We start from the raw sequence: 12,605 nt of genomic DNA on the forward strand, positions 1-12,605 counted from the left end.
GTGGTGGCTTAATAGTGCTTATTAAAACTATTTTGCCACTGTTTTAGTAAAGTTAGGGAGGAAATATTATGGAGGATAAAGCCAGAATAGTCGTGATTAAAACATTAAGTGATATGGATGAAAAAAAGGCTTTTTCGAATATAAAATTAAATCAATACTTTAAAAAATTTGATTTAAATCCAAAAGATAGAGCATTTTCAGCTGAAATTCTGTATGGTACATTAAGATGGAAACTAAAAATTGATTATATGATACAACGGTTTTCCAGGATTAAATTAGAAAAGATAAATATATGGACTTTAAATTGTATAAGAACAGCAGTTTATCAGATATTTTTTATGAGCAAAGTTCCTGAGTTTGCTGCTGTTAATGAAGCTGTAAATATTGCAAAAATAAAAGATAAAAACGCAGCTCCATTTGTAAATGGCGTTTTAAGAAACATATTAAGAAATAAAAATCTTTTTAATGATATCCGTGAAAAAGATAAAGTAAAGAGATTGTCAATTGAATATTCCCATCCTGAATGGTTTATTAAAAAATTCATTAAGATCTATGGAGAAGAATTTGTAATAGATTTGATGAAAAAAAACAACACTCCCTCTGAATTAACGATAAGGATAAATAGTATTAAAACTAACAAAGAAAATCTGGTACAAATGTTAATGGATAAAGGAGTGAATGTGGAAAGTGGAAAACTCGATGAATCTTTAATATTGAAAGGATTTAATTTAATTGAGAAGTCAAGTATATTTAATGATGGATTATTAACTATCCAAGATGAAAGTTCAATGCTTGTAGCAAATGTCTTGGATCCAAAGCCTGGAGAAAAGATTATAGACTTATGCAGTGCACCAGGTGGTAAAACAACACATATAGCTCAAAAAATGAACAACAAAGGTGAAATTATTGCATTTGATATACATGAGCATAAATTAGAATTAGTCAATCAGAATGCCAAAAGACTTGGTATTAATATAATAGAAACAAGACTGAAAGATGCAACTGTTCTTTTGGAGGAGTATATAGATTATGCTGATAGGGTTCTTGTTGATGCACCTTGTTCAGGATTAGGACTAATAAGGAAAAAACCTGAGATCAGATGGAATGTTCATCAGCAGGACATTGATGTACTAGCGAATATACAATTTCTGATTTTGAGTAATGCAAGTAAATATGTGAAGAAAAATGGTGTCATTGTCTATAGCACATGTACAATAAGTGTGGAAGAGAATGAAGATATTATAAATAGATTTTTACAAGAAAATAAAAATTATGAACTGGTAAATATTTGTTCTTATCTGCCAGAAAAAATGTTCTCTGACACATGTAGGGATGGTTATGTCAAGCTATTTCCAAATGTTCACGACACAGATGGATTTTTTATTTCAAAATTGAGGAGAAAATGGTGAGAACATGATAGAATTAAGAAGTTGTAATATTGAGGACATAGAGAAACTATTAATAAGGTTTGGAGAAAAAAATTTTAGAGCTAAACAGATTTTCAAATGGATACATAGGGGCGTTGAGAATATAGATGAAATGACTGATTTATCAAAAAAATTGCGAGATATGTTGAAAAATGAGGTTTATATATGTAATATGGAGATTGTAGAAAAGTTTCATTCAAAGATAGATGGTACAATGAAATATTTAATGAAACTAAATGATGGTAATATTATAGAATGTGTTTTAATGAAGTATTCATTTGGCAATACGATATGCATTTCTACTCAAGCTGGTTGTAGTATGGGATGCACATTTTGTGCCTCAACAATAGGTGGAAAGAATAGGGATTTAACTCCAGGAGAAATGCTAGGACAGGTTTTAAAAGTTCAGAGAGATTCAAATTTAAAAGTATCAAATGTCGTTCTTATGGGCACAGGGGAGCCTTTGGATAATTTTGAAAATGTAATTAAGTTTATTAAACTCGTAAATCATGGAGAAGGATTAAATATAGGTATGAGGCACTTAACACTATCAACCTGTGGATTAGTACCGGAAATAAAAAGACTTGCTGATTTTAATATGCAGATTACCTTAGCAATTTCTTTACATGCACCTAATGATGAGGTAAGAAGGAGTATAATGCCTATTGCATATAAATATTCATTTGATGAATTGCTTGATGCTTGTAAGTACTATATTAATAAGACAGGCAGGAGAATTACATTTGAATATTCACTGATAAGTGGGGTAAATGATTCCGATGATAATGCAAAAGAACTTTCAAATAAGTTAAAAGGGATTCTGTGCCATGTAAATTTAATACCTGTTAATAAGGTTGAAGGGAAAATTTACAGTAAATCAAATAAAGAAAGAATAGAAGCTTTTAGAAAAATACTAAATGCAAATGGAATAGAAACGACTATAAGAAGGGAATTGGGAAGTGATATAAACGCTGCATGTGGTCAGTTGAGAAGAAGTTACTTAACTAATAAGGGTTGATGTGAGGTGGTTTTGTGCGTATCAAATGTAAAACAGATAAAGGCATGGTACGGGAGAGTAATCAGGATTATATTTTAACACTAAAAGGGAAAAATTACGTATTGTTGATTACAGCTGACGGAATGGGGGGACATAAAGCAGGTGAGATTGCAAGTAAAATAGCTTCTATTTCAATCAGAGATTTTATTTTTAAAAATTTTAGTTTGTATATCGATACTGAAGAGTTAATAAGAGATGCAATAATATCTTCAAATAAGATTGTATTTAACAAATCAACAGAAGATAATTCTCTAAATGGGATGGGAACAACAATAACCTGCTGCTTAATAAAAGGCGATAAATTATACCTAGGTCATGTAGGTGATAGTAGGGCTTATATTGTTAATGAAAAAGGAATTACTAAGATTACTCAGGATCATTCTTTCGTTCAGGAATTAATAGATAATGGTAGCATTACTGAAAACGAGGCATTAAGACATCCCCAAAGAAATTTAATTACAAGGGCAATAGGTACAGATAAACATGTAGTTGTAGACACTAAAATTGAAAATATAATGGAGAATGATTTAATAATACTTTGCACAGATGGTTTGACTACATATGTAAGCAGCGAAGAAATATTTGAAATCGTTAAAGAAAAAAAAGAGGATGCAGTATTTGAACTAATTGATTTAGCAAATTCTAGAGGTGGCAGTGACAACATTTCAGTTATAATTGCAAGGAAGGAGGATGAGAAATGAGTAATTTCTTAGGAAAGATACTGGCAGATAGATATATATTACTTGAAAAAATAGGTGACGGAGGAATGTCATTAGTATATAAGGCAAGATGCCAGACACTTGATAGATATGTAGCGATAAAAATTTTAAGACCAGAATTTACTACAGACAACGATTTTATAATGAAATTTAAAAGGGAATCGCAATCAGCTGCTAGTCTTTCACATCCAAACATTGTTGGTATATATGATGTTGGAGAACAGGATGGAATATATTACATCGTTATGGAATATGTAAATGGAAAAACATTAAAAGATTACATTAAACAAAAAGGGAAACTACAATATGAAGAAACTCTTAATATAATAAATCAAATAGCTTTAGCTTTGGACTGTGCACATAAAAAAGGTATAGTTCATAGAGATATTAAACCACATAATATTTTAATAACAGAAGATAAGATAGTAAAAGTAACTGATTTTGGTATAGCACGTGCATCATCATCTATGACAATGACCAATACTGGAACTGTTATGGGTTCAGTTCATTATTTTTCGCCTGAACAGGCAAGAGGCGGATTTACTGACCATAGAACAGATATTTATTCTCTAGGAGTTGTCATGTATGAAATGCTTACAGGAAAACTTCCATACGATGCTGAAAGCCCTGTTACAGTTGCACTAAAACATATTGAAGCAACTTTAGATGAGCCTATACAAGTAGACGCAAGCATACCTAAAGCCGTGAATGATATTGTAGTAAAGTCGATGCAAAAGGATATGACTAAACGATATCAAAATGTTAAGGAATTAATTCAAGATATAAACAAGGCAAAAGAAAATCCCCATTTAAATTTCATTTTTTCAGATAAAGATGATCAATTTACAAGAGTAATTCCAATTGATGATATTGACAGGGCTTTAAATCAAAAGGGAATAAGGAACAACAAAAATAATGAGTATACCAAGAAGAAAAGGAATAAAATAAAGTTAGCAGTTTTAATCATGACATTAGTAATAACTGTATCTGTTCTAAGTTATTTTGCATATGAAAAATTGTATATAGTTGGAGAAGTTCAGGTGCCTAAAATAATTGGATTAAGTGAAAATGAAGCAAAGAATTTGCTTGAACAGAATAAATTAAACCTTGTTATTGATGGAACTCAAAGTAGTCAGGAACCAGAGGGTGTAATTTTAAGCTGTTATCCAAATGAAGGTGAAAAAGTAAAGGAAAATGCAACAATTAAAGTAATAGTCAGTTCAGGACCTAAAAAAGTAGCAGTACCGGATTTGCGCAATATTGATTTAGAATTGGCTAAAACCACTTTAGCTAGTTATAAACTTGAACTTGGAAATATTGATTATAAAAGCAGCGATAATGTAAGTAAGGGTTTAATTATAGAACATTACCCGTCACAAAATGAGATGGTTTTAGAAGGAACAAAGATTGATGTAGTAATAAGTACAGGTCCAGAGAAGAAAATGATACAAATGCCTGTTTTGATAGGCAGTGATTTGGAGACTGCGAAGCGTAAATTAGAAAAAATGAAATTAGTATTAGGAGACATAATTTATGATACCAACGTTAATTACGTTGATGGAGTAGTTATAAACCAAGATATTAACCCCGGTGATGAAATTCCAGAGGGAACAGTTATAAACATTACAGTTAATAAATTAGATAACGAAGAAAATACACAAGGGAATCAGTAAATGGAGGTTAATATGCAGGAAGGGATAATAATAAAGGGAATTGGTGGTTTTTATTATGTTGAAATAGCTAATGGCAGCATCATAGAATGTAAAGCAAGAGGAAAATTTAGAAAAGAAAATATTTCACCAATTGTTGGCGATAAGGTAAAAATTGAACTTTTGGATAATGAACATGGTGTTATAGTAGAAATTAATCCTAGAAAGAATCAACTAATAAGACCTGTAGTAGCAAATGTTGAGCAAGCAATAGTTGTTTTTTCTCTAAAGAATCCAGATTTAAGCTTTACTCTTTTAGACAAGTTATTGTTATTTATTGAGCATCATGGAGTTGAGGCAATTATTTGTTTAAACAAGGCTGATTTAGATGAAGCAAATATTTTTGCAAAGGTTAAGGAGATTTACGAAAGGGTAGGCTATAAAGTAATTAAAACGAATGGTAAAACAGGTGAAGGTATCGACACTTTGAAGGAGCTATTAAAAAATAAAATTTCAGTTTTTGCAGGTCCTTCGGGGGTTGGCAAATCCACACTTTTTAATAAAGTACAAGACAAGGTAAAAATGGAAACCAGTGAAATAAGTAAAAGGATTGGAAGAGGAAGGCATACAACAAGACATGCAGAGCTAATTGAAATTGATAAAAATACATTTATTGTAGATACGCCAGGTTTTTCATCTATCGATTTAAGTTTCCTTGAACCTGAGGAATTGCAATATACTTTTAAGGAATTTAGTGATTATTTTGGAACATGTAAGTTTTCATCGTGTATTCATGATAAAGAAATAGGCTGTAGCATAAAAAATGCAGTAACAGATGGTTTAATATCAAATGAAAGATATAATGCTTATGTAGAAATATTAAAGGAGCTTAAAGAAAACAGGAGGACTAGAAAATGATAAAATTAGCACCTTCAATTTTATCCGCGGATTTTAGTAACTTATATTGTGATATTAATTTAGTAGAACAATCTGGTGCAGATTACTTGCATATAGATGTTATGGATGGACATTTTGTTCCAAACATAACAATAGGACCACTAGTGGTTGAAGCAATTAGACCAAAAAGTAAACTTGTTTTTGATGTTCATTTGATGATTGAGAATCCAGATATGTATATTCCACAATTTGTTAAGGCAGGAGCAGATATAATAACTGTACATGCTGAGGCATGTAAACATCTAAGCAGAACTATACAGCTAATTAAAAGCTTTGGCATTAAGGCAGCTGTTGCATTGAATCCTGCTACACCATTAAACGCAATTGAATATGTACTTGATGATATAGACATGGTATTAATCATGAGCGTTAACCCTGGCTTTGGTGGACAAAATTTTATAAACAGTACCTTACCAAAATTACGAAAGCTTAAAGAGATTATATCAGATAAAGATTTAAAAGTTGACATTCAAGTTGATGGAGGCATTAATTTAAACAATGTGAAAGAAGTAGTAGAGGCTGGAGCAAACATAATCGTTGCAGGTTCTGCTATATATGGAAGTGACAATATTGAAGAAGCTGTTAAAGAATTTAAAAGAATTGGGGCAAGTTTATGAAAGCTGTAATTGTTGCTTACGGAGAAACAATGGAAATATCAGAACTAAAAAAAATCTGTATTGATAGTGATATCATTATTTGCGCTGATGGCGGTGGAAAATATATTTTTGAAGCAGGTTTGATACCAGATTATTTAATAGGGGATTTTGATTCGTTAGACAGGAATATTTTAAACTATTTTGAAAACAGAAATGTCAACATCATTAGATATCCAAGGGAAAAAGACTTTACCGATACAGAATTATGTGTACTCAAAGCTATTGAGCTGGGTTGCAATGATATTTGTATTATATCAGGTATTGGGGGAAGGTTTGATCATAGTTTAGGTAATGTAGCACTGTTACATTTTATAAAAGAAAAGGGGGCTAATGGATATATAAAATCAGAATACTGTGATATATTCTTATGTAGTGATGAATTGGAAATTAAGGGTAAAATTGGTGATATTATTTCCTTAATTCCATTTAAAAACTCTGCAAGTGGTCTATTTACAACAGGATTAAAATATTCTTTAAATGGTGAGGATATCAAATTTGGAAGATGCATAGGAATATCTAATGTTATGATTAATGATACTTGTACAATTAAAGTTTCTAATGGTGAAATACTGGTTATTAAACAAAATTAAATAAAATATCTAACTAATACCTCCATTGTGTCATATTTTAGTTTTCTGCATATTATAAAATAAGACATTATGGGGGGTTTTTTATGTCCAAAAAGTGTTGCAAAAAAAGAAATGGAAAAATTCTATCATTTATATTAATTGTAGTAGGAATAGCTTTAATAGTATGTTGGATGCCCCTTTGGTTATGGTTTTTAATTGCAGGAATTATCCTAATAGTAATTGGAATAGATATATATTATAAATGAGATTATTATGGAGGTTTTATTATTGGGACACCATAAAAATAAATGTAATAAAAGAATAATTTATAAGAATTTAGATACCATAGGACTAATACTGGCAGCCATAGGCTTAGGTATGTTGTTAGTAGTAATACTACCAAGATGGATTTGGGTTCTAATTGTTGGAGTATTATTGATAGTGGAAGCATTTAACATTTATACAAAGTGGCACAAATAAAAAATGTGCTAAAAAGCACATTTTTATTAAAGAGCACGTTGAACTTTTCCAGATCTTAAGCATCTTGTGCAAACATATATTCTCTTTGCAGTACCATCAACAACTGCTTTAACCCTCTTAAGGTTTGGGGCCCATGTTCTGTTTGATTTACGATTAGAGTGGCTGGCTTGAATACCAAAAGTTAAGCCTTTATTGCATATTTCACATCTTCTTGACATATGGTAACACCTCCTTATAAAGCATAAACAAAAAATACCACATTCAAACATATATATTCTAGCAGAATTATAGCATATTTGCAATAAATATTATGTATGCTAATATTTATAAACATGTAAGAACATTGGTATAAATATTATATAAATTAATTACTAATTTGTAAAGTGTTTTTACTTTACACCTAAATAAAAAAGTGTTGAAGAAAAATTAATATTAATATAAAATTATAGCTAAGAATATAAATTCCCTGAAAAAATTTTAATATCTGGGAGGTAATTATATGGCGATTAAAACTACTACAAACTATGGATATATAGAGTTTACAGACGATGTTATTGCTAATTTGGCTGGTATTGCAACTATGGAGTGTTACGGCGTTGTTGGAATGGCTTCTAAAAGAGCAACAGATGGACTGTGGGAATTATTAAAAAGAGAAAATTTAAGTAAAGGAGTAAAAATAATTACATCTGGTAATGAAGTCTCCATTGAACTGTATATTATTGTTGAATATGGTACAAAAATTTCTGTGATTGCTAACAACATTATTCAAAAAGTTAAATATACTATTGAAGGCTTGACAGGAATTGATGTTTCAAAAGTTACTGTTTTTGTACAGGGAATAAGAGTTTAATGCAAGGAGGTACGAAGTTTGAAATATACAACAATTGATGGACAACTGCTAAAAGAAATGATAGTAAGTGGAGCATATGAACTTGAAAATAACAAAGAAATGGTTAATGCTTTAAATGTATTTCCAGTTCCTGATGGGGATACTGGAACTAATATGTCAGCAACCATGATGGCTGCAGCAAATGAAGTATTAAATAAAAAAAGCACAAGTATCTATGATATTGCTGATGCTGCTGCTATGGGATCTCTTATGGGTGCTAGGGGTAATTCAGGAGTTATTTTATCTCAGCTTTTAAGAGGTCTGTCAAAACATTTAAAGGGCAAAGAATCAATAAAAACAGTTGATTTTGCCCTTGCATTAAAGGAGGGTGTTAATACAGCTTATAGAGCTGTAATGAAGCCTACAGAGGGAACTATATTGACGGTGGCAAGAGAATCTGCTGATAAAGCAATTGAAGTTAGCAAAAATGAAGATAACTTTGAAATCTTTATGAGAAAAATATATGAACAAGCAAATACAACTTTAAATAAAACTCCTGAAATGTTACCTGTATTAAAACAAGCTGGGGTAGTTGATGCGGGAGGAAAAGGTTTGTTATGCATTTACCAAGGAATGTATAAAAGATTAACTGGCCAAATGGTTGAATTAAATAACTACCCTTCTAACACAGAAACAACAATGCAACCGATAATTAAAAACGATTTAGATACCGATATTGAATTTGGATATTGTACAGAATTTTTTATAAAAACATCAAATGCAAATCCAGATGAATTTAAGAACAAGATATTAAATTTTGGTGATTCAATAGTAGTTGTTGGAACAGAGAGTTTAATAAAAGTTCATATACATACAAATGAACCTGGGACTGTTCTAAATGAAGCTATGAAATTAGGTGAACTTTCAAAAATTAAAATAGATAATATGAGAGAGCAACATAGAAATTTGCAAGAAGAAACAGAGTATCCTCAAATTGCTAAAGAAGAAATATCTAATGAAGAAAAAGAATATGGAATTGTGACAGTTGCCATGGGAGATGGAATTACAAATATTTTCAAAGATCTAGGAGTAGACGTTGTAATTGAGGGTGGACAGACAATGAATCCAAGTACCCAAGATATTTTAGCTGCTATTAATTCAATAAATTCAAAGAACATTTATGTTTTACCTAACAATGGTAATATTATAATGGCTGCGGAACAGGCGAAAAATATTAGCGATAAAAATGTTGTGGTTATACCTACAAAAAGTATTCCTCAGGGAATTACAGCTGTTATAACTTTGAATCCTGATGCTTCACCTGAAGAAAATACTAAAGAAATGCTTAAAGCTATTGATAATGTTAAAACGGGTCAGGTTACCTATGCTGTTAGAAGTACTACATTTAATGATGTAGAAATAGAAGAAGGAAATATTTTAGGCATTTTTAATGGAAAACTTGTAAAAGCAGGAGAATCACTAGATAATGTTACAAAGGAACTTCTAGATGAAATGATAGATGAAAGTAGTGAATTAATTACAATAATTTACGGAAATGATTTAAATGAAGAAGATGCAGCTGAAATAGAAGATTATATATGTGAGAAATATCCTGACTGTGATGTTAGTATAAATTATGGTGGTCAACCTTTATACTATTATATAATTTCAGTAGAATAGAAACAAATGAGCTTGCTTATTGCAAGCTCATTTTACAGGTTTTTACCGTTTTCTAAAAATAATATTATTAACTGAATTAGTATTTGTCTTTTAAAGCAGGTGATAAAGTGAAAATAAATGAATTAAAAGGAGTAGGCTCCAAAACAGAGCAGTATTTACTATCTTTAGGTATTAATGAAGTTAAAGATGCAATTTATTTTTTTCCAAGAGATTATGAAGATAGGAATAATATAAAATGTATCTCAGAAACTATAAATGATGAATTTGTAACGCTTATATGTGAGGTTTCACTCATATTACCAACAAAAAAATTGAAGTTTGGTAAATATATCAATAAAATTATTTTCAAAGATAATAGTGGATTTTTGACAGGTGTTTGGTTCAATCAGCCATATATTAAAAATAATTTTCAAGTTGGAGAAAGAGTTATTTTAAGTGGCAAAATTACAAGGAAATTTGGAGAAATACAAATTATCGATCCACAATATGATAAAGATTTCAATGTATTTAAATCAATTAATCCAATATACCCAACAAACAAAAATTTATCACAAAAGATTTTAAAAAAAATTATTAGTCAATCACTTTTACATATCGATACTCAAATAAGTGAGATGTTGCATTCAGAAATATTAAAGAGGTATGAGATTTTACCTTTAAAAGATGCTATTATGAACCTTCATTATCCTAATGATAGAGCAACACTTAATAAAGCCCAGAAAAGCATAAAATTCTATGAACTGCTGATTCTACAACTATGTTTATTACAAGCAAAAAAGACTTCAGAAGAAAATAAGAATTCTTTTTCAATAAAAGTTTGTAGAGAAATGAAGGATTTTAAGAACAGTCTCCCATTTCAGTTGACCACTGCTCAATCAAAGGTAGTTAGAGAAATATTGACAGACTTAAAAAATATTCGACCGATGAATAGATTAGTCCAAGGAGATGTAGGTTCTGGAAAAACAGTAATTGCAGCAATTGCTATGTTCAACTGTGCTATGAATGGATATCAGTGTGCAATGATGGCCCCTACTGAGATATTGGCTGAGCAACATTTTAACACATTGAGAAAGCTTTTTGGAGATTGGAATGTAAATATTGAATTAATCACCGGAAGCACTCCCCAAAAACAAAAAAGACAAATTCTAGAGAGACTAGCTGAAGGTGATATAAATATAATTATAGGAACCCATGCATTAATTCAAGAGAATGTTGATTTTAATAGATTAGCCCTAGTTGTTACCGATGAGCAACATAGGTTTGGAGTAAGACAAAGAGCAGAGCTAGTAAATAAAGGACATAATCCACATGTATTAGTGATGACTGCAACACCAATACCTAGAACATTAGCTTTGTTTATTTACGGAGATATGGATATATCTTTGATTAACGAATTACCTCCAGGAAGGCAAAAGATAAATACTTATGCAGTAAGATCAAACTTAAGAGAACGTGCGTATAATTTTATTAAACAACAAATTTTATTAGGACGCCAGGCATATGTTGTTTGCCCCCTTGTTGAAGAATCAGAAAAAATAGAAGCACAGTCAGCTCTAGAAACAGCTGAAAAACTTAAAAATATTTATTTTAAAGAGTTTAAAATAGATGTCTTGCATGGCAAATTAAAATCAACTGAAAAAGATAACGTTATGAAAAAATTTAAAGAAGGAGATATAGATATACTGGTGTCAACTACAGTAATTGAAGTTGGTGTAAATGTTCCCAATGCTACAATTATGCTGATTGAAAATGCAGATAGGTTTGGTTTGGCACAATTACATCAATTAAGAGGAAGGGTTGGAAGAGGAATTCATAAATCATATTGTATACTTATTTCTGATGCTTCAAATAAAGAAACAAAGGAACGATTAAAAATAATGACTGAAACAAATGATGGCTTTGTAATTGCTGAAAAAGATATGTTTTTAAGAGGAACTGGGGAGTTTTTTGGCTTAAGACAGCATGGCCTGCCAGAGCTAAAATTAGCTGATATAATAAAGGATAGAGAAATTTTAAAAGAAGCACAGGAATTATCAAAATGGATAATAGAAAATAATTTACTACAAATACAAGAATTTAGTAATTTAAAAAATGAAGTTGAGAGACTGTTTTTTGAAAAGTTAAACAAGCATACGTTTAATTAGTTTTTATGGAATTTGAAACTTATATCTCCTTTAAATTACTAGTTTAATCATTCTTATAATGGGTAAATTAATAATACAACACAAACAGGAGGTGTAAGTTATGAATACAAATTTAGGTGGAAAAAATCAAATAGTAATCCCAGAAGCAAAAAAAGGTTTAAATCAATTTAAGTACGAAGTTGCTCAGGAAATAGGTGTTCAACCACCAGAGAGTGGATACTGGGGAAATATGACATCAAGAGAGTGTGGATCAGTTGGTGGATATATGGTTAAAAAGATGGTTGAAGCTTATGAAAGAGGTTTAGCTAATAAATAGTTTTTAATATAAAAAGGAGCCATGAGGCTCCTTTTTATATTAAGATATATCATGAATAAAACATACAAAAAAATTATAAATATGCATAACATATATTTAGATGGGCAAAATATTAATAAGCA

General features: G+C 30.4%; 14 protein-coding genes. 13 read left to right on the top strand and 1 reads right to left on the bottom strand.

Going from position 1 to position 12,605, the window contains the following annotated elements; all coding sequences use genetic code 11:
- Positions 1-68 precede the first annotated feature (68 nt).
- The 9 genes from rsmB (at position 69) to Q428_RS15595 (ending at position 7,514) form a co-directional block, all read left to right on the top strand.
- Positions 69-1,409 (top strand): 16S rRNA (cytosine(967)-C(5))-methyltransferase RsmB, encoded by a 1,341-nt coding sequence (gene rsmB, locus Q428_RS02990; RefSeq protein WP_035378055.1) that lies wholly within the window; start codon positions 69-71, stop codon positions 1,407-1,409.
- A 4-nt stretch (positions 1,410-1,413) separates the two neighbouring features.
- A complete protein-coding gene (gene rlmN, locus Q428_RS02995; protein ID WP_035378057.1) occupies positions 1,414-2,445 on the top strand; it encodes a dual-specificity RNA methyltransferase RlmN in 1,032 nt (343 codons plus the stop codon).
- A 14-nt stretch (positions 2,446-2,459) separates the two neighbouring features.
- Entirely contained in the window at positions 2,460-3,185 is a 726-nt protein-coding gene (locus Q428_RS03000; protein WP_035378059.1) for a Stp1/IreP family PP2C-type Ser/Thr phosphatase, read from the top strand.
- The gene (gene pknB, locus Q428_RS03005; protein WP_051514858.1) at positions 3,182-4,876 is read left to right on the top strand and encodes a Stk1 family PASTA domain-containing Ser/Thr kinase; all 1,695 of its coding nucleotides are present in this window, start codon (positions 3,182-3,184) and stop codon (positions 4,874-4,876) included. The genes Q428_RS03000 and pknB overlap by 4 nt, the downstream gene beginning before the upstream one ends.
- Before the next feature lie 12 nt (positions 4,877-4,888).
- Positions 4,889-5,770: a ribosome small subunit-dependent GTPase A gene (gene rsgA / locus Q428_RS03010; RefSeq protein ID WP_035378061.1), complete on the top strand. Its 882-nt coding sequence runs from the start codon at positions 4,889-4,891 to the stop codon at positions 5,768-5,770.
- The gene (gene rpe, locus Q428_RS03015) at positions 5,767-6,426 is read left to right on the top strand and encodes a ribulose-phosphate 3-epimerase (RefSeq protein ID WP_035378064.1); all 660 of its coding nucleotides are present in this window, start codon (positions 5,767-5,769) and stop codon (positions 6,424-6,426) included. Before rsgA ends, rpe begins: the two co-directional genes overlap by 4 nt.
- Positions 6,423-7,055 (top strand): thiamine diphosphokinase, encoded by a 633-nt coding sequence (locus Q428_RS03020; RefSeq protein WP_035378066.1) that lies wholly within the window; start codon positions 6,423-6,425, stop codon positions 7,053-7,055. The genes rpe and Q428_RS03020 overlap by 4 nt, the downstream gene beginning before the upstream one ends.
- A gap of 83 nt (positions 7,056-7,138) precedes the next feature.
- Complete coding sequence (locus Q428_RS15330; RefSeq protein ID WP_161633581.1) at positions 7,139-7,300, top strand: hypothetical protein; 162 nt, start codon at positions 7,139-7,141, stop codon at positions 7,298-7,300.
- 22 nt (positions 7,301-7,322) lie between these two features.
- Positions 7,323-7,514 carry a hypothetical protein gene (locus tag Q428_RS15595; RefSeq protein WP_035378067.1) on the top strand — a complete coding sequence of 64 codons (192 nt, stop codon included), beginning with the start codon at positions 7,323-7,325 and terminating at the stop codon, positions 7,512-7,514.
- Positions 7,515-7,540: 26 nt separating this feature from the next.
- On the opposite strand, the gene rpmB is transcribed toward Q428_RS15595, so the two are convergent.
- On the bottom strand, positions 7,541-7,732 hold the full coding sequence (gene rpmB / locus Q428_RS03030) for a 50S ribosomal protein L28 (RefSeq protein ID WP_035378069.1): 192 nt from the start codon (positions 7,730-7,732) through the stop codon (positions 7,541-7,543).
- Positions 7,733-8,013: 281 nt separating this feature from the next.
- On the opposite strand from rpmB, the gene Q428_RS03035 reads away from it, so the two are divergent.
- From Q428_RS03035 to Q428_RS03050, 4 genes are all read left to right on the top strand, one after another.
- On the top strand, positions 8,014-8,364 hold the full coding sequence (locus Q428_RS03035) for an Asp23/Gls24 family envelope stress response protein (RefSeq protein ID WP_035378071.1): 351 nt from the start codon (positions 8,014-8,016) through the stop codon (positions 8,362-8,364).
- A gap of 18 nt (positions 8,365-8,382) precedes the next feature.
- Positions 8,383-10,023: a DAK2 domain-containing protein gene (locus Q428_RS03040; RefSeq protein ID WP_035378073.1), complete on the top strand. Its 1,641-nt coding sequence runs from the start codon at positions 8,383-8,385 to the stop codon at positions 10,021-10,023.
- Between the two features lie 107 nt (positions 10,024-10,130).
- On the top strand, positions 10,131-12,167 hold the full coding sequence (gene recG, locus Q428_RS03045) for an ATP-dependent DNA helicase RecG (protein WP_035378075.1): 2,037 nt from the start codon (positions 10,131-10,133) through the stop codon (positions 12,165-12,167).
- 100 nt (positions 12,168-12,267) lie between these two features.
- Positions 12,268-12,483, top strand: a complete 216-nt coding sequence (locus tag Q428_RS03050) for an alpha/beta-type small acid-soluble spore protein (protein ID WP_035378077.1) — start codon at positions 12,268-12,270, stop codon at positions 12,481-12,483.
- Positions 12,484-12,605: the final 122 nt, after the last annotated feature.

It is taken from the genome of Fervidicella metallireducens AeB, from assembly GCF_000601455.1.
Classification (GTDB): Bacteria; Bacillota; Clostridia; order Clostridiales; family Caloramatoraceae; genus Fervidicella; species Fervidicella metallireducens.

Coding starts and splice junctions, on each gene's coding strand:
- rsgA (WP_035378061.1), top strand. CDS start 4,889: ATGCAGGAAGGGATAATAATAAAGGGAATTGGTGGTTTTTATTATGTT.
- rsmB (WP_035378055.1), top strand. CDS start 69: ATGGAGGATAAAGCCAGAATAGTCGTGATTAAAACATTAAGTGATATG.
- rpe (WP_035378064.1), top strand. CDS start 5,767: ATGATAAAATTAGCACCTTCAATTTTATCCGCGGATTTTAGTAACTTA.
- pknB (WP_051514858.1), top strand. CDS start 3,182: ATGAGTAATTTCTTAGGAAAGATACTGGCAGATAGATATATATTACTT.
- rlmN (WP_035378057.1), top strand. CDS start 1,414: ATGATAGAATTAAGAAGTTGTAATATTGAGGACATAGAGAAACTATTA.
- Q428_RS03035 (WP_035378071.1), top strand. CDS start 8,014: ATGGCGATTAAAACTACTACAAACTATGGATATATAGAGTTTACAGAC.
- Q428_RS15330 (WP_161633581.1), top strand. CDS start 7,139: ATGTCCAAAAAGTGTTGCAAAAAAAGAAATGGAAAAATTCTATCATTT.
- Q428_RS03020 (WP_035378066.1), top strand. CDS start 6,423: ATGAAAGCTGTAATTGTTGCTTACGGAGAAACAATGGAAATATCAGAA.
- Q428_RS03050 (WP_035378077.1), top strand. CDS start 12,268: ATGAATACAAATTTAGGTGGAAAAAATCAAATAGTAATCCCAGAAGCA.
- rpmB (WP_035378069.1), bottom strand. CDS start 7,732: ATGTCAAGAAGATGTGAAATATGCAATAAAGGCTTAACTTTTGGTATT.